This window comes from Pseudomonas extremaustralis, assembly GCF_900102035.1.
GTDB lineage: Bacteria > Pseudomonadota > Gammaproteobacteria > Pseudomonadales > Pseudomonadaceae > Aquipseudomonas > Aquipseudomonas extremaustralis.
The window spans coordinates 3,345,315-3,360,903 of the sequence record NZ_LT629689.1 but is presented as its reverse complement, the minus strand read 5'-3'; the positions used below and the strand labels follow the sequence as shown (position 1 = coordinate 3,360,903).

Below are 15,589 nucleotides of genomic sequence, written 5' to 3'. Positions count from 1 at the left end.
TCACCAAAGGACTATAACAATGGCTCTCAGTAAAGAAGCGCCGGAGTTTGACATCGACGATGAGGTTCTCCTGATGGAGACCGGCATCGCTATGGATTCGATGTCGAATGAGGGATCTGCTGTACCTTCAGTTCGCACCAAATCCAAGAACTCCACTGCGTTAAAGCAACACAAATACATTGATTACACGCGGGCGCTCGATGCGACCCAGCTGTATCTCAATGAAATCGGTTTTTCTCCTCTGCTGACGCCTGAAGAAGAAGTCCATTTTGCGCGCTTGTCGCAAAAGGGCGATCCTGCTGGGCGCAAGCGCATGATTGAAAGCAACCTGCGACTGGTGGTGAAAATCGCCCGACGCTACGTCAATCGTGGGCTATCGTTGCTGGACCTGATCGAGGAGGGCAACCTGGGCTTGATCCGGGCCGTGGAGAAGTTCGATCCAGAGCGGGGCTTCCGCTTTTCGACCTATGCCACCTGGTGGATTCGCCAGACCATCGAACGGGCGATCATGAATCAGACCCGCACGATCCGGTTGCCGATCCATGTGGTCAAGGAACTCAACGTCTACCTGCGGGCAGCGCGTGAGCTCACTCAGAAACTCGATCATGAGCCTTCGCCTGAAGAAATCGCCAACCTGCTGGAAAAACCGGTAGGGGAGGTCAAGCGCATGCTGGGTCTCAACGAGCGGGTGTCTTCGGTCGACGTCTCGCTGGGGCCGGATTCGGACAAGACCCTGCTGGACACCCTGACCGATGATCGTCCCACCGATCCCTGTGAGTTGTTGCAGGACGATGACCTTTCCCAGAGCATTGATCAGTGGCTGTCAGAGCTCACGGACAAGCAGCGTGAGGTGGTCATTCGCCGCTTCGGTCTACGCGGCCATGAGAGCAGCACCCTGGAAGACGTAGGTCTGGAGATCGGCTTGACCCGTGAGCGGGGGCGGCAGATCCAGGTCGAGGGGCTCAAGCGCTTGCGTGAGATCCTGGAGAAGAATGGCTTGTCGAGTGAGTCGTTGTTTCAGTAACGATTGATAAGGCCGCCACGACAAACGCCCGGTGCATGGGAATGCATCGGGCGTTTTGCTGTGTGCCCGTACACCCACTGTAGGAGCCCGGCTTGCCGGCGATAGCGATCATAACGTCGCCATCACCGGCAAGCCGTGCCTGCGTGGCTACACGGCGGGGCATTCAAAGGAATGCTCAAATCCAAGGCATAAAAAAACCCCGCTTTTAAGGGCGGGGTTCTTTCGACTGGGTCAGTACAAGTTAGATAACTTGAACTTCTTCAGCTTGCATGCCTTTCTGACCGCGGGTAGCGATGAAAGAAACCTGTTGGCCTTCTTTCAGGCTTTTGAAGCCGTCGGATTGGATAGCTTTGAAGTGAACGAACAGGTCGTCACCGGATTGTGGAGTGATGAAGCCGAAGCCTTTTTCATCGTTGAACCACTTAACGGTACCAGTTTGGCGATTAGACATGGTGTATCTCCTTGGACAAAGTTAACTGCGACTCAGGAAAAGCCCTGGCCGAGACTGAGTGCAAAGAGCAGGAAAAATTCTTGGAGATGGTTGGATCGAAATTCAACATATCGTGTAGAGATTCTCAGTGACACAAGCAGCACAGTGGCGCCACCTTAACCCTTTTTCCGAGACGTGCCAATGGTATTTCCGAAGGTTTCTCTATTTTCGTGACTGGCGGTGGTATTTACCGCCCCCACGCATCGTGAAAACGCCCCCGGCCCCGCTGGCTGCGGCTTATGTGGCCGGCGCATTCGTCAAGAAAACCCCCGCGCCCTTTGAACCCCACCGCCTGCCCCGGTAAGATGCCCAACAGAATTTTTCCACCTCGCTATTCAGGACACCCGCCATGAGCATCAAATCGGACAAGTGGATTCGCCGCATGGCGCTAGAGCACGGCATGATCGAACCGTTCGTAGAGCGCCAGATCCGGGGTGAAGGCGACGACCGCGTGATTTCCTATGGTGTTTCCAGCTATGGCTATGACGTGCGTTGTGCCGATGAATTCAAGGTGTTCACCAACATCAATTCGGCGACCGTCGATCCGAAAAACTTCGACGAAAAGAGCTTCGTCGACGTAAAGAGCGATGTGTGCATCATCCCGCCTAACTCCTTCGCCCTGGCGCGCACCGTGGAATTCTTCCGTATTCCTCGCGACGTGCTGACCATCTGCCTGGGTAAAAGCACTTACGCGCGCTGCGGCATTATCGTCAACGTGACGCCGCTGGAGCCCGAGTGGGAAGGCCACGTGACTCTGGAGTTCTCCAACACCACCACCCTGCCGGCAAAGATCTACGCCAACGAAGGCGTGGCGCAGATGCTGTTCCTGCAGTCCGATGAAGCCTGTGAAGTGTCCTACAAAGACCGTGGCGGCAAGTATCAGGGGCAGCGCGGCGTCACCTTGCCACGCGCTTGATCGAAACGTCCTACGCGTAAAGGGAATTAGTCTGCGGAAAGGGACTCTATTGGGTGTACTGCCTCGGTACGTGCAAAACGTACCGAGCCACGCTTGAGGATTACCTTATGAAGATCGACCCGCGAATCAGTGCCGAACTCGCCCGACTTGAACCCAATCAGATTGGTGTTCTGGCTTGGTCCCTGATGGCTGACCCTGCCTATGCGGGCGGTATCCCCGGTCAACCCGATCCCGATTTTCCGGAACCGACCGAACCTGGCGAACCGACCCTTCCGGACGATCCACCACCCGTACCGATGGCCTGATATCCCAGGGGGAAAGTGGCCAGTTCTCTAGCGTACTGGCCATACGGCAGCTGACACTCCGGTGGGTCTATTCCGCAGACCCACGGGAGGCGGCGGCAAAGGTTTACTTCAGATTGCCGCTCAGGAACTGCTGCAGGCGTTCGCTCTTCGGATTGCCCAGCACATCCTCCGGCGTGCCTTGCTCTTCCACCAGGCCTTTGTGCAGGAACAGCACCTGGCTTGATACCTTGCGTGCAAAGCTCATCTCGTGGGTCACCATGATCATGGTGCGACCTTCTTCGGCCAGGCCCTGGATCACCTTCAACACTTCACCCACCAGCTCCGGATCGAGGGCCGAGGTGGGTTCATCGAATAGCATCACTTCCGGTTCCATTGCCAAGGCGCGAGCGATGGCGACCCGTTGCTGCTGGCCGCCGGACAGGAATGCTGGATATTGATCGGCCACGCGCGCCGGCAGGCCGACTTTGTCCAGATAGCGACGGGCGCGATCCTCGGCGTCCTTCTTGCTGCAACCCAGCACCCGGCGCGGCGCCATGGTGATGTTCTCCAGCACGCTCATGTGGCTCCAAAGGTTGAAATGCTGGAACACCATCGCCAGCCGTGTGCGCAGACGCTGCAACTCGGCATCGTCGGCCACGCGCATGCCGTGGCGGTCGCTGACCATGCGGATCGGCTTGTCATCAAGGGTCATGGCGCCGTCGTTGGGCGTTTCCAGGAAGTTGATGCAACGCAAGAACGTGCTTTTGCCCGAGCCGCTGGCGCCGATCAGGCTGATCACGTCGCCGGTCTTGGCCTTGAGCGAGACACCTTTGAGCACCTCATTGTCGCCATAGCTTTTATGCAGGCCTTCAACGGTCAATTTGTACATGGGGCATGCATCCTCAAGGCGAAAGTAGATAGCCGCTGCGGTAGGCCTCTGAGCCTGCGACATGGCCGATGACCATCCCGGCAGTGGCCATGCGGCGTAGCGAGCGGGCGTAAAGCAGGCCGGCCTTCTGGCAATGCACAGGCGTTACGCGGTCAGTAATGGGGTCGATGATTTCGGCGATCAGTTGCCCGGCCTCCAGGTATTCACCCGGCAGGGCGCTGAACACCAGCAGGCCGCCCACCGGCGTGGCCACGGGTTCGACGCCCGCCAGCGGCGTCGCGGGGTAGGGCAGGTCCGGCAGTGGGGCCACGTCGCCGGTAATTGCGCCGAAGTGGATCAGGTAGTCGATGATCGCCTGGCAGTCGAGGGCCGCCAGGCCATGGTTGACGTCGCCCTGGCCGCGCAGCTCGACGGTCACCGAAAAGCTGCCCATGGGGATCGGGAAGCGCTTGCCGAAACGTTGCTGCAATTGCCACCACACCAGGGTGAAGCACTCATCGAAGGATTGCCCGCCGGAGTCGGTGGCCAGCAAGTTGGCCTCCGAGCCTATATAGCGCGCCAGCGGTTCCACCTGCGACCAGGCGGCGGGCGTGGTGTACAGGTGCGCCACGGCTTCGAAGTCGCAATGCAGGTCCAGCACCATGTCGGCATCGCAAGCCAGGCGTTGCAGCACCAGGCGCTGGGATTGCAACTGGGTCTCGGCGGTGTGTGCGGCCAGGGCGCGGGACAGTGCGTTGCGGATCAGTTGGACGTTGTGCTGCGGGTCATCCCCAAGCAAATGCTCGATCTGGTTACCGACTTCGTCGCTGAGGTCGACAAACCGGCGATTGAAATTCTGCCCGCTTTCCAGTTCGTAACGGCCCAGCGGGGTATCCATCAGCACCTGTTCCAGGCCCGCCGGGTTGGCGATGGGCACTAGCACGATCTCGCTGCGCAGGCACCCGGCCGCCGCCAATTGCGCCAGACGCGCCTTGAGGTGCCAGGCCACCAGCATGCCCGGCAGTTCATCGGCATGCAGTGACGACTGAATGTAGATCTTGCTTTCGGCCTGTTCCGGGCCGAAGTGAAAGCTGTGAATCTGCCGCGCCGTGCCGGGCACCGGCGCGATCAGTTCATGAACCTGATGACGCATGAAGGCTCCTTAATGGCTCGGTCCGAGAAACGCCAGCCAGCGGCGTTCGGCCAGGCGAAACAGACCGACCAGGGCGAACGTCACGGTCAGGTAGATCAGCGCCGCGATGCCGAATGATTGAAAAGTCATGAAGGTGGCCGAGTTGGCGTCCCGGGCCACTTTGAGGATGTCTGGAATCGTCGCGGTGAACGCCACCGTGGTCGAGTGCAGCATCAGGATCACTTCGTTGCTGTAGTAGGGCAACGAGCGGCGCAGCGCCGACGGCATGATCACATAGGCGTACAGCTTCCAGCCGCTCAAGCCATAGGCCTTGGCCGCTTCGACTTCGCCGTGGGCCATGCTGCGGATGGAGCCGGCGAAAATCTCCGTGGTGTAGGCGCAGGTGTTGAGGGCGAAGGCCAGGATCGTGCAGTTCATCGCGTCGCGAAAGAACGCATCGAGCACCGGTTGCGCGCGCACGGCGGCGATGCTGTAGATGCCGGTGTAGCAGATCAGCAGTTGGATATAGAGCGGCGTGCCACGGAACAGGTAGGTGTAGAACTGCACCGGCCAGCGTACCAAAGGATTGCGCGATACCCGGGCGATGGACAGCGGGATCGACACCAGGAAACCGATGACCAGGGACGCGCTGAGCAGCCACAGGGTCATGGCCAGGCCGGTGATGTGCTGGCCGTCGCTATAAAGAAAGGGGCGCCAGTATTCCTGCAAGAGTTCGATCATCGCACTGCCTCCCGGGAGCCTGCGGCGTAGCGACGTTCAAGACGGCGCAGGACGAAGTTGGACGCGCTGGTGATCAACAGGTAGATCAGCGCGGCGAGGACCAGGAAATAAAACAGCTGATAGGTGCTTTTGCCGGCATCCTGGGCGGCCTTGACCAGATCCGCCAGGCCGATGATCGACACCAGCGCGGTGGCCTTGAGCATCACCATCCAGTTATTGCCAATGCCCGGCAGGGCAAAGCGCATCATCTGCGGGAAGGTCACGTAGCGAAACCGTTGGCCGCGCTTGAGGCCATAGGCCGTGGCGGCTTCCAGTTGGCCGCGGGGCACGGCGAGGATCGCGCCGCGAAAGGTCTCGGTGAAGTACGCACCGTAGATAAAGCCCAGGGTGATCACCCCGGCGCTGAATGGGTCGATTTCGATGTATTCCCATTCCATGAAGTCGGTAAGACCGGTCAGCCAGGTTTGCAGGCTGTAGAAAATCAGCAGCATCAGCACCAGGTCGGGTACACCGCGAATCAATGTGGTGTAGAGCTGGGCGGGGATGCGCAACAAGGGCAGGCTGGAGAGTTTGGCGCTGGCGCCGAGCAGGCCCAGCAACACGCTGACGGCCAGGGACAGCACCGACAACTTGAGGGTCATCCAGGTGCCTTGCAGCAACAACGGGCCGAAACCCTTCAAACTGAGCGCGCTCAGCCCGAGGGTTTGCAACAGTTCTTCGAACATAAATCAGGACCTATGGCGATAAAAAAGCGCCCCTTCGGAAAAGGGGCGCCCCAGGCATTATTTGCCGCTGTACAGGTTCAGATCGCCAAAGTGTTTCTTCTGGATGGTGGCGTAGGTGCCATCATCGTGTAACGCTTTGATACCTTTATCCAAAAGGGCCTTCAGCTCAGTGTTACCTTTTTTGATACCGATGGCGGTTTTCGCCGGCAGCAATGGGTCGTCGATGGCTGCGCTGACTTCATAGTCGGCACCGGCTGGCGACTTCAGGAAGCCCAGTTCGGCCTGCAGCATATCCTGCACGGACGCATCGAGACGGCCGGAGGTCAGGTCGGCGTAAACCTGGTCCTGGTTGGCGTAGGCCTTGGTGGTCACACCGGCTTTGTCCAGCACGGCCTTGGCGTAGGCTTCCTGGATGGTGCCTTGCTCGTAGCCCACGGTTTTGCCCTTGAGGGACTCGGGAGTGGAGTAACCGGCGCCTTTCTTGAATACCAGCGACGTTGGGCCGGAGAACAGCTCATTGGAGAAGTCGATAGCCTTCATACGGGCTTCGGTGACGGTCATGGACGAAATCACACCGTCGAATTTGTTGGCCTTCAGGCCTGGAATCATGCCGTCGAAGTCGCTTTCGACCCACTTGCACTTCACTTTCAGTTCGGCGCAGATCGCATTGCCCAGATCGATATCAAAGCCCACCAGGCTACCGTCAGCCGCTTTGGATTCGAACGGAGCGTAGGACGGATCGACACCAAAACGCAGTTCCTTGTATTCCTTGGCCAAGGCGGAACCTGCGGCCATGCACAGAGCCAGTGCGGAAAGGGTCAGCAATGCTTTTTTCATTATGTAATCCCTAGAAACCAAGATAGGCGCTTGTGGCGCGTTTAGGACTGTTACTGAACGGTGTCAGACGGATCACAAGTAGCAATTTCTGCACCATAGTTCCGAATGAGCGTTTTAAAAGGTAGGACAAAGGCGTTATTAGTGTAGGAGATGCCCGAAAATGGGCATGAAAAAAACAGCGCACCATTTCAGATCATTTGGAGATTGAAAATGTGGGGGCTTGCTCCCGATAGCAGTGGGTCAGTCACACGTGTATCGACTGATCCACTGCTATCGCGAGCAAGCCCCCTCGCAGATGTTGGTCCGGCGTCTTCAGGGGAACCGGTTATTTGCCGGGTGTCAGGGTCAGCCTGGCTTTTCCATACACCTTGTCGAAGTTCTGCGGCTGCATCGGGAAGCTCAGGTATTGCGCCTTGAGCGACGGGTCAATGCCATTGGCATAGTTCGGGCTGGCCGGGTTGCCGGATTGGCCGATGCCGCCTTGGCCCATCATCGGTTCCGGTTGGCCGAAGTCGATGATCATGCGCAGCGCCGGCACTTGGGTGGTATTGAAGTCCCGGCCCCAGCTGTACGGCGCCGGGTTCAAGGTGTTGTGGTCGCCGCCGGACGCCAGCGGGCCGCGAATCGCCTGGCCCTGAGTGTTTTTCCAGGTGGTGCTGTGCAGTTTGCCCCACTGCCAGGCCTTGTGGTCGGCGCCCAGTTGGCTGTCGCCGGCGCTGATCGCGGCGGCCAGGCTGCGGGCGAGGATGGCGGGCTTGTCTTCTTTTTGCGCAGTGCGCACATCGTCCCAGAACGGGCTGTCTTCGCGCCCCAGCAGGTGGTCGGCCTGGGCGGCGTAGGACAAGCCTGCATTGCTGACAAAGGCTTTCCAGCTGGCGCTGTTTTCCGGGCCGAGTTCGTCGAGGAAGATCTGCCTGGTGCTTTCCTGCAGGAACAGCTCATAGAGCGCGGCGTCGGCGGACGTGGCCACCAGACGACCGTCGAAGGCCATCAGGCGATTGAGGGCTTCCCGTGCCTTGGCCTGTTCCGCGGTCGGTAAAGCGTCAATCGCCTGTTTCAGCGGCTGGGCCATGCCCGGCGCCTTGAACATGGTCTTGAGTTTGGCGGCGAAGGTGGTGGTCTGGTCGTACTGCATGGCAATCACGCTGCGACTGTCATGCTTGCCAGCATTGGCCAATTGCGCCAGGCGTTCGCTGCGCTCCGGCGCATCCCAGGAGTTGGACAACTGCATGCCATAGCCACGCGGCGCGGTGCGCTGGTTGGCGGTGCCGATCCAGCCTTGGGCCGGGTCCTGGTCGTACGGGTGCAGCATCGCGTCGGCGTAACCGTCCCAGTCAAAGCGTGTGTCCCAGCCCGGCGAGGGCAGCAGGCCTTCGCCTTCGCGGCGGTTGGGGAAGCGGCCGGTGACTTGCCAGCCGATATTGGTGGCGTCGGCGAAGACCATGTTCAAGGCGATAGCGCGGATTTCACGGGTCGCGTCCGAGGCCTTGGCGACACTTTGCGCACGGGACAGGTCGAAGAACGCATCGAGGCTCTTGTCGTCTTTGAAGTCGGCGGTTTGCAGGGCCAGGCCCAGGCCCGTGGTCAGCGCCTGGCTGCTGTTGAGCAGGGCGCCGTGACGGGTTTCGTACACCACTTCACGGATCGAGCGTTGGCCTTTGACGAAGAACGTTTCGTTACGTACCCCCGCCGGTAGCCATTTTCCGTTGTTTTCGTAGTACAACGCGTTGCCCTGGCGTTTGACTTTCTCCAGGAACAGGTCCTGGGTATCGCCCTTGACCGCGCTCATGCTCCACGCCACTTTGCCGTTGAAGCCGGACAGCAGGGTGGGCAGGCCGGCAATCGAGGCACCGACCGCCTGGTACTTCGGTGCGCGAATCTGCACGTAGCTCCACGGCGACGGTGCTTGCGGTTGGGCGGCCAGGTCGTTGGCCAGCAGGCTTTTGCCGCTGCGGCTGCGTTGTGGGCCGATGGCCCAGTTGCTCGACGTCGTCACCGCCAGGGAGTTGAGGCTGCTCAGTTGCTGACTGGCCGCATCCAGCCCGGCAAGGCCGGTGATCTGGCCCAGGTTCACGCCCTTGAGTTTGTCGGCTTCGGCCTGGGGAATCGGTTCGTCCGGCGCGCTCGGAGTGAGCCAGGCGAGTTTGTCGACGCCGACTTTTTGCGCCAGTACCAGGGACGCCAGTTCTTCCTGCAGGTTGGCCGACTCGCTGAAATTCAGCAGGCAGAACAACAGTGCCGAATCTTCCGGCTTCCAGTATTCGGGCTTGTAGCCAGTCCGGGCGAGGTCCGGCGGCAGCTTGTCGCGGTAGCGGAACAAGTAGGCGTTGACGCCCCGGGCATACACTTCAAAGAAACGCTTGAGACGCGGCGACGAGGCGTTGTACAGCTCGCCGGCGCTTTTCTTCAGGTTGACGGCGCGCATGAAGCGGTCGACATCCAGTACGTCGGGGCCGGACATTTCCGCCAGACGGCCCTGGGCCAGCAGGCGCAACGTGACCATCTGTGTGATGCGGTCGCTGGCATGCACGTAGCCGAGGCTGAACAGTGCGTCGTGAAAGGTGTTGCTTTCGATCAGCGGCATGCCTTGGGCGTTGCGGCGTATCGAAACATTCTGTGCGAGGCCCTTGATCGGCTGGACGCCGGCAACGGGAAGCAGGGTGTCCTGGGTGCTCTGGAGCTGGCAACCGGCCAGGCTTAATGCACTGGCCACTGCCGCGGCAACGCCGAACCGGGGAAGAAAATGTGAGAGGGCTGGCGAGGCCATGGCAAAGCTCCTGCGGGGGGTAGCGTCAGTAAAGGCGCTACGTTAGTGAGCGCGGCGAAACGACGCAAGCAGGAGCTAAGGCTTATTTTCAGGAGCCTGGTATCAGGCGCCGTGGCACTTCTTGAATTTCTTCTCGCTGCCGCATGGGCACGGATCGTTGCGGCCAACGTCCTTCAAGGCGTTGCGTACCGGTTCCTGGTGAGCGTGGCCGCAATTCGGGCCGTGGACATGGCCGTGGTCGTGATCATGGTGATCGTGATCGTGGTTGCAGTCAGGACCATGGACATGGGGTTGTTGAGTCATTGATGTCGCTCCGGAATAAAATCGCCGGGGATTATCTCGCCATTGTGGTTCACCTGCACGTCATAACCGATGAATAATCCGGTTTTCAGTTCACCTTCCAGGCGATAGGGCACGGGTTTGTCGGGGTTTTTCAGCATCTGCACCACATCGCGGATTTGCGGCCAGAGGTTGGTGCGCACCGAGACCTTGAAGAAGGCGTGGCCCCGTGGCGGTACGGTGAGCCATTCGTTGGACTCGCCCTCGGTCAGCACAAAGTTGCCGAGGGTGACTTTGTAGATCAGACCGCGCACGGTCAGGTCCGAGTCGTCGCGGTTGTCCACGCGAAAGTACAGCTTGAATTTCTGCTCCAGCAGCTTGGCGCGCACCACTTCGACCTTGACCAGCGAGACGTGGGGCGGCGGCGAGTCGTCTTCGAACCATGAAGCGCAGCCCGTCAACATGAGGGTCAGCGCCAGCATCAAGCTGTACATCCGAAGCATGGCGTTGTCCTTTGAATGGATTTAGAGGTAGCTGGAACAACACTTCTTGAATTTCTGCCCACTGCCACACAGGCACGCATCGTTGCGTCCTGCCTTGACCTCCACCGTTGGGTCGATGAAGTACCAGCGCCCGTCATTCTGTACGAAAGAGGACTGCTCGCGGTGGCTATGTTCGCCGGTGCTGTCATGCCAGCGTGCGGTGAAGGTCACGAAGGCATGTTCCGGCTGGCCGCCGAACACCTCCGAGCTTTCCACCTCCAGGCCGAGCCAGGTGCTCTGGGCGCTCCAGGCGGCGATCGCGTCACGGTCCAGGCCGGCCTGTTGCGCGGGTAACGTGGTAGCGACCAGGTAGTCCACCAAGCCCAGCACATAGGCGCTATAGCGTGAGCGCATGAGTGCGGTGGCGCAAGGCGCCGGATGCCCGGCGTGATAATGGCCACAGCAGGCATCCAGCAGGTTGCCGCTGCCGCAGGGACAAATGGATGTACTCATCGGCTTACCACCAATACTTTCCGAAGTTTTCCGGGTTGGCCCAGAACCGGGCGTTGAGCCAGTCCGGTACCTGTTTATAGTCAAGCAGATCGTAGGTGAACAGGGTCAGAACCTGCTCATCACGCTGGAAGCGCTCGCCGGCCTGCAGGGCCAGGGAGAAAAAGTCGGTGTCTTTCCAGTCGCAGGCGCCCAGGTCCACCAGCACGGCAATACGGCTGGCATTAAGGTTGCGAATGCCGCCGAGCAGGGTCAGGCCTTGGGGTTTTGACAGGTGTTCCAGGCAGTCCACCACCAGCGCCAGGTCAAAACGCTGCGCTGCAAGCTCCGCCGGCAAGGCCCCGGGCACTGCCACGCTAACGTGGGTATCCGGGTGGGCCGCCTGGAAGGCATCCAGTGCCGGGAACTGGCTGGCGCCCAATAGCAGCAGGCGTTTGGGCTGGTGCAGATCCAGCAGGGCAGCCAAGGCTTGCTGGGGTGTACGGGAAGAAATACCAGCGGTCATCAGAGATCCTCACATCAAGACCTCAGAGACTAGCGCGGCTGAGCGTGCGGGCCTAGAGCATACGGCTGCGAAAAGTCCGATGTGGACGGCAAACCTCAATGAATACGGGGTGTGGCGTAGTAGCGCAGTTGAAAAGAGCGGTCTTTAGTCCACCCATCGGCCCCCGCCGGTGCGGGCGAAAGCCATCCGGTGCCTGACAACGGAGCCGCTGAAGGTCGCGCGCTCAACCGCCGGACCGAAATCCAGATCAACTGCTGACAGCAGGGGCATTGCCGGCGATTTGCAGCGAAACCTCCCCCTTTATTAACTTTTTTGAACCTTCACTGGCAAATCGCCTGTAGAAGTCGTTACTGTGCGTTCAAAGAAAAATTTGAAAACACTCAGGAGCCCCATGATGCGTAAGGTTTTTCTGTTGGCCCTGTTGGTCAGCCCCATAGCCCTGGCCCAGAGCGTCAGTGTCGAAACCAACTCATTGATGCGCCTGCCCAGCAGCACCAGCGTATTGCAGCTGGAACGCCTGGATGTGGCGGACTACGGCACCTTGCTGATCCCGGCCACGATCAGCCAGGTCACGGTGGATCAACTGCACTTGGGCCGCGACGCCCGTATTGCGATTGCCCCCGGTATTAACGCATTACAACTGCAGGTGCAGCATGCCCAATTGGACCACGGCAGCCAGTTCACTTCCCGTGGCGCACCGGGCACCCATGAAAAACCAGCCAAGGCCGGGCGTGACCTGACCTTGCATATCAAAGCCCTGACGGCTGAAGAACTGTCGGTGGATGCCCGCGGTGGCGCTGGTGCCCAGGGGTATGCCGGGCTGGATGGTGCCAACGGTGAAGACCCAGGGTGCACGTGGGGCTCGGCTGGGCGCGGCGCCAACGGCGATAACGGTGGTGACGGGTTGCCTGGCGCGGCAGGTGCGCAGGTGCGGGTCGAACTGCCGCAGGACTTCCCAGGCGACAAGATCAAGGTGTGGGTCGATGGCGGTGCCGGTGGTTTGGCTGGCACGGCGGGTAAACCGGGCAACGGTGGCCAATCCAAAGGCTGCCTGGTGTACCGCGCCGATGGCGGCGAGAAGGGCCGGCCAGGACTTGAAGGACAGCCGGGGCCGGCTGGGCCTGCGGGCGCCGTAACGATCCAGCGCCTCTGACACACCCACTTGTAGGAGCGAGCTTGCTCGCGAAAAAACCATCGGCGACACGGGCTTCCAGAAGCGCTGCGTTATCGTTGACGACCTTCGCGAGCAAGCTCGCTCCTACAGTGTCTGGTCAGAACATCGGCCGAGCCGAAGCAATCGCCACCACTACCAGGCCCACGATCAGATTGATCCCCACCAGTTTGCGAATCTGCCCCAGTGCAGCCGCACCCGCCGGCCAATCCTCAGCCGCTACCGCCGCGCGCAATTCGGGGAATTTCAGCGCCTGGATACGGATAAACAGCGCCGTCATCACCAGATATAAGCCCATCATCACCTGCACATAACGCGGCGCGGTTTCAAAGCCGTTGAAGCGCAGTTGCAGCAGGCCGACACCGCTGATCGGCAAAACCAGCACGGCCACCCAAACCCACACGAAAAAACGTTGAAACACATTTGCCCACAGCTTTAGCCGGGCAGGGCCTTCAAGGGCCGCCACAGCGGCGGGGCGCAGGATCATCCAGGCGAAAAACATACCGCCTACCCAAATCAGGGCGGCCAATACATGCAGGGTGTAAGCGAGGCTAAACGCGGTCATGGTGGTACTCCGTTCTGCGCGGGATTAATTAGCGGGGTATGATAGCGACCGATCCGAACCACTGAAAATTTATCCAGCGTTTTTTGCGCCCGACTATCCATGATCAGCACTGAACTCAAAACCACGATCCAGGGCGCCTATTCGCGTTTTCTCGAAGCCAAGAGCTTGAAACCGCGCTACGGCCAACGCCTGATGATCGCCGAAGTGGCCAAGGTCCTCGGGGATATCGACACCGACGACGAAGGTCGCCGCGAGGGTGAGCCTGCGGTCGTGGCCGTCGAGGCCGGCACCGGTACCGGCAAGACCGTGGCCTACAGCCTGGCCGCGATCCCTACTGCCAAGGCCGCCGGCAAGCGCCTGGTGATCGCCACCGCCACCGTCGCCCTGCAGGAACAGATCGTCTACAAAGACCTGCCCGACCTGATGCGCAACAGCGGCCTGAACTTCACCTTCGCCCTGGCCAAGGGCCGTGGCCGCTATATGTGCCTGTCCAAGCTCGACGTGCTGTTGCAGGAAGGCCACGCGCAAACCGCCACAGCTTCCTTGTTCGAAGAAGAAGGCTTCAAGATCGAAGTCGATGAAGTCAGCCAGAAGCTGTTCACCAGCATGATCGAGAAACTGGCCGGCAACAAATGGGACGGCGACCGCGACAGCTGGCCCACCGCCCTGGAAGACGCCGACTGGGCGCGCCTGACCACCGATCACAGCCAGTGCACCAACCGCCATTGCCCCAACTTCGGCCAGTGCGCCTTCTACAAGGCCCGCGAAGGCATGGGCAAGGTCGACGTGATCGTCACCAACCACGACATGGTGCTGGCCGACCTGGCCCTGGGCGGCGGTGCCGTGCTGCCGGACCCGCGCGACACCCTTTACGTTTTCGACGAAGGCCACCACCTGCCCGACAAGGCCATCGGCCACTTCGCCCACTACACGCGGCTGCGCTCCACCGCCGACTGGCTGGAGACCACCGCCAAGAACCTCACCAAGCTGCTGGCCCAGCATCCGCTGCCCGGCGACCTGGGCAAACTGATCGAACAGGTGCCGGAGCTGGCGCGGGAGATCAAGACCCAGCAGCAGTTCATGTTCAGTGCCTGCGAGCAGGTCGCCGACTTCAAGCCCGGCGAAGACGTCGAGGGCCGCGAGCGCCCGCGTCATCGGTTTGTGGGCGGGCTGATCCCCGAGCACATGCGCGAAATGGGCATCGAGCTGAAAAAGGGCTTCTCGCGCCTGACCGACCTGTTCACTCGCCTGACCGATCTGCTCAAGGAAGGCATGGATGGCGAGGTCAATATCGGCATCGCCAGCAACCAGGCCGAGGAGTGGTACCCGCTGTTCGGCAGCCTGTTGTCCCGGTCCCAGGGCAACTGGGAGTTGTGGACTGCCTTTACCGTCGAAGACCCGGAGGACAGCCCGCCCATGGCCCGTTGGTTGACCCTGTCGGAAAGTGGTGCGTTGTTCGATATCGAGGTCAACGCCAGCCCGATCCTTGCCGCCGAAATGCTGCGACGCAACCTGTGGAACGTGGCCTATGGCTGCCTGGTGACCTCGGCGACGCTGACCGCCCTGGGCACCTTCGACCGCTTCCGCATGCGCGCCGGGCTGCCGAAAAAAGCCGTCACCGCCGTGGTGCCGAGCCCGTTCCATCACGCCGACGCCGGTGTGCTGCGCGTGCCCGACCTCAAGGCCGACCCACGGGATGCGCCGGCTCACACCGCTGCAATCATCCGTGACCTGCCGGGGCTGGTGGAAGGGTCGCGCGGCACCCTGGTGCTGTTCTCGTCACGCAAGCAGATGCAGGACGTGTTCGACGGCCTCGACCGTGACTGGCGCAAGCAGGTGTTTATCCAGGGCAACCTGTCCAAGCAGGAAACCCTGAACAAGCACAAGGCGCGGGTCGATGGCGGGGATTCCAGCGTGTTGTTCGGCCTGGCGAGCTTCGCCGAGGGTGTGGACTTGCCCGGTGCCTACTGTGAACACGTGGTGATCGCCAAGATCCCGTTCTCGGTGCCGGATGATCCGGTCGAGGCCGCACTGGCCGAGTGGATCGAGGCGCGGGGCGGCAACCCATTCATGGAAATCTCGGTGCCGGATGCTTCCCTGAAGCTGGTCCAGGCCTGCGGCCGCCTGCTGCGTACCGAAGAAGACCGGGGCACCATCACCTTGCTCGATCGCCGCCTGGTCACCCAGCGCTATGGCAAGGCGATCCTGAATGCCTTGCCGCCGTTCCGGCGCGAAATTTCTTAAGCCACCGTGGGCGAATTCGCCCACTTTGTGGTCTATCTCAGTTATGTCA

Annotated in this window: 17 protein-coding genes and 1 pseudogene; 6 read left to right on the top strand and 12 right to left on the bottom strand. The window is 60.5% G+C overall.

Annotation, left to right across the window (positions count from 1 at the left end):
- Positions 1-19 precede the first annotated feature (19 nt).
- Positions 20-1,024, top strand: a complete 1,005-nt coding sequence (gene rpoS, locus BLR63_RS15435) for an RNA polymerase sigma factor RpoS (RefSeq protein ID WP_010563545.1) — start codon at positions 20-22, stop codon at positions 1,022-1,024.
- A 241-nt stretch (positions 1,025-1,265) separates the two neighbouring features.
- Here rpoS and BLR63_RS15430 read toward each other — a convergent pair whose 3' ends face one another.
- On the bottom strand, positions 1,266-1,475 hold the full coding sequence (locus tag BLR63_RS15430; RefSeq protein WP_002554837.1) for a cold-shock protein: 210 nt from the start codon (positions 1,473-1,475) through the stop codon (positions 1,266-1,268).
- Between the two features lie 388 nt (positions 1,476-1,863).
- Here BLR63_RS15430 and dcd point away from each other — a divergent pair, with 388 nt between their 5' ends.
- Together dcd and BLR63_RS15420 are read left to right on the top strand one after the other, a co-directional pair.
- On the top strand, positions 1,864-2,430 hold the full coding sequence (gene dcd / locus BLR63_RS15425) for a dCTP deaminase (RefSeq protein WP_010563546.1): 567 nt from the start codon (positions 1,864-1,866) through the stop codon (positions 2,428-2,430).
- Between the two features lie 107 nt (positions 2,431-2,537).
- The gene (locus tag BLR63_RS15420) at positions 2,538-2,735 is read left to right on the top strand and encodes a hypothetical protein (protein WP_010563547.1); all 198 of its coding nucleotides are present in this window, start codon (positions 2,538-2,540) and stop codon (positions 2,733-2,735) included.
- 103 nt (positions 2,736-2,838) lie between these two features.
- Here the strand turns inward: BLR63_RS15420 and BLR63_RS15415 are convergent, their stop codons facing one another.
- From BLR63_RS15415 to BLR63_RS15370, 10 genes are all read right to left on the bottom strand, one after another.
- Entirely contained in the window at positions 2,839-3,603 is a 765-nt protein-coding gene (locus BLR63_RS15415; protein ID WP_010563548.1) for an ABC transporter ATP-binding protein, read from the bottom strand.
- 13 nt (positions 3,604-3,616) lie between these two features.
- Positions 3,617-4,735, bottom strand: a complete 1,119-nt coding sequence (locus BLR63_RS15410) for a succinylglutamate desuccinylase/aspartoacylase family protein (protein ID WP_010563549.1) — start codon at positions 4,733-4,735, stop codon at positions 3,617-3,619.
- 9 nt (positions 4,736-4,744) lie between these two features.
- Entirely contained in the window at positions 4,745-5,455 is a 711-nt protein-coding gene (locus BLR63_RS15405; RefSeq protein WP_010563550.1) for an ABC transporter permease, read from the bottom strand.
- Positions 5,452-6,180: an ABC transporter permease gene (locus BLR63_RS15400; protein ID WP_010563551.1), complete on the bottom strand. Its 729-nt coding sequence runs from the start codon at positions 6,178-6,180 to the stop codon at positions 5,452-5,454. Before BLR63_RS15400 ends, BLR63_RS15405 begins: the two co-directional genes overlap by 4 nt.
- A gap of 57 nt (positions 6,181-6,237) precedes the next feature.
- Entirely contained in the window at positions 6,238-7,017 is a 780-nt protein-coding gene (locus tag BLR63_RS15395) for a transporter substrate-binding domain-containing protein (protein WP_010563552.1), read from the bottom strand.
- A 325-nt stretch (positions 7,018-7,342) separates the two neighbouring features.
- Positions 7,343-9,784, bottom strand: a complete 2,442-nt coding sequence (locus BLR63_RS15390) for a penicillin acylase family protein (RefSeq protein ID WP_010563553.1) — start codon at positions 9,782-9,784, stop codon at positions 7,343-7,345.
- Between the two features lie 102 nt (positions 9,785-9,886).
- The gene (locus BLR63_RS15385) at positions 9,887-10,087 is read right to left on the bottom strand and encodes an SEC-C metal-binding domain-containing protein (protein WP_003189235.1); all 201 of its coding nucleotides are present in this window, start codon (positions 10,085-10,087) and stop codon (positions 9,887-9,889) included.
- The gene (locus BLR63_RS15380; RefSeq protein ID WP_042946523.1) at positions 10,084-10,566 is read right to left on the bottom strand and encodes an LEA type 2 family protein; all 483 of its coding nucleotides are present in this window, start codon (positions 10,564-10,566) and stop codon (positions 10,084-10,086) included. Before BLR63_RS15380 ends, BLR63_RS15385 begins: the two co-directional genes overlap by 4 nt.
- A gap of 21 nt (positions 10,567-10,587) precedes the next feature.
- Positions 10,588-11,058, bottom strand: coding sequence for a YchJ family protein (locus BLR63_RS15375; RefSeq protein ID WP_010563555.1), 471 nt, complete (start codon positions 11,056-11,058; stop codon positions 10,588-10,590).
- Positions 11,059-11,062: 4 nt separating this feature from the next.
- Positions 11,063-11,560, bottom strand: a complete 498-nt coding sequence (locus BLR63_RS15370; RefSeq protein WP_010563556.1) for a DUF6231 family protein — start codon at positions 11,558-11,560, stop codon at positions 11,063-11,065.
- A gap of 168 nt (positions 11,561-11,728) precedes the next feature.
- On the opposite strand from BLR63_RS15370, the pseudogene BLR63_RS31210 reads away from it, so the two are divergent.
- Both BLR63_RS31210 and BLR63_RS15365 read left to right on the top strand, forming a co-directional pair.
- Positions 11,729-11,818: pseudogene (locus BLR63_RS31210) on the top strand (OmpA family protein); the annotation flags it as partial.
- 136 nt (positions 11,819-11,954) lie between these two features.
- Entirely contained in the window at positions 11,955-12,713 is a 759-nt protein-coding gene (locus tag BLR63_RS15365; protein ID WP_010563557.1) for a hypothetical protein, read from the top strand.
- 118 nt (positions 12,714-12,831) lie between these two features.
- On the opposite strand, the gene BLR63_RS15360 is transcribed toward BLR63_RS15365, so the two are convergent.
- A complete protein-coding gene (locus BLR63_RS15360) occupies positions 12,832-13,296 on the bottom strand; it encodes a CopD family protein (RefSeq protein WP_010563558.1) in 465 nt (154 codons plus the stop codon).
- A 99-nt stretch (positions 13,297-13,395) separates the two neighbouring features.
- Here BLR63_RS15360 and dinG point away from each other — a divergent pair, with 99 nt between their 5' ends.
- Positions 13,396-15,540 carry an ATP-dependent DNA helicase DinG gene (gene dinG / locus BLR63_RS15355; RefSeq protein WP_010563559.1) on the top strand — a complete coding sequence of 715 codons (2,145 nt, stop codon included), beginning with the start codon at positions 13,396-13,398 and terminating at the stop codon, positions 15,538-15,540.
- Positions 15,541-15,589: the final 49 nt, after the last annotated feature.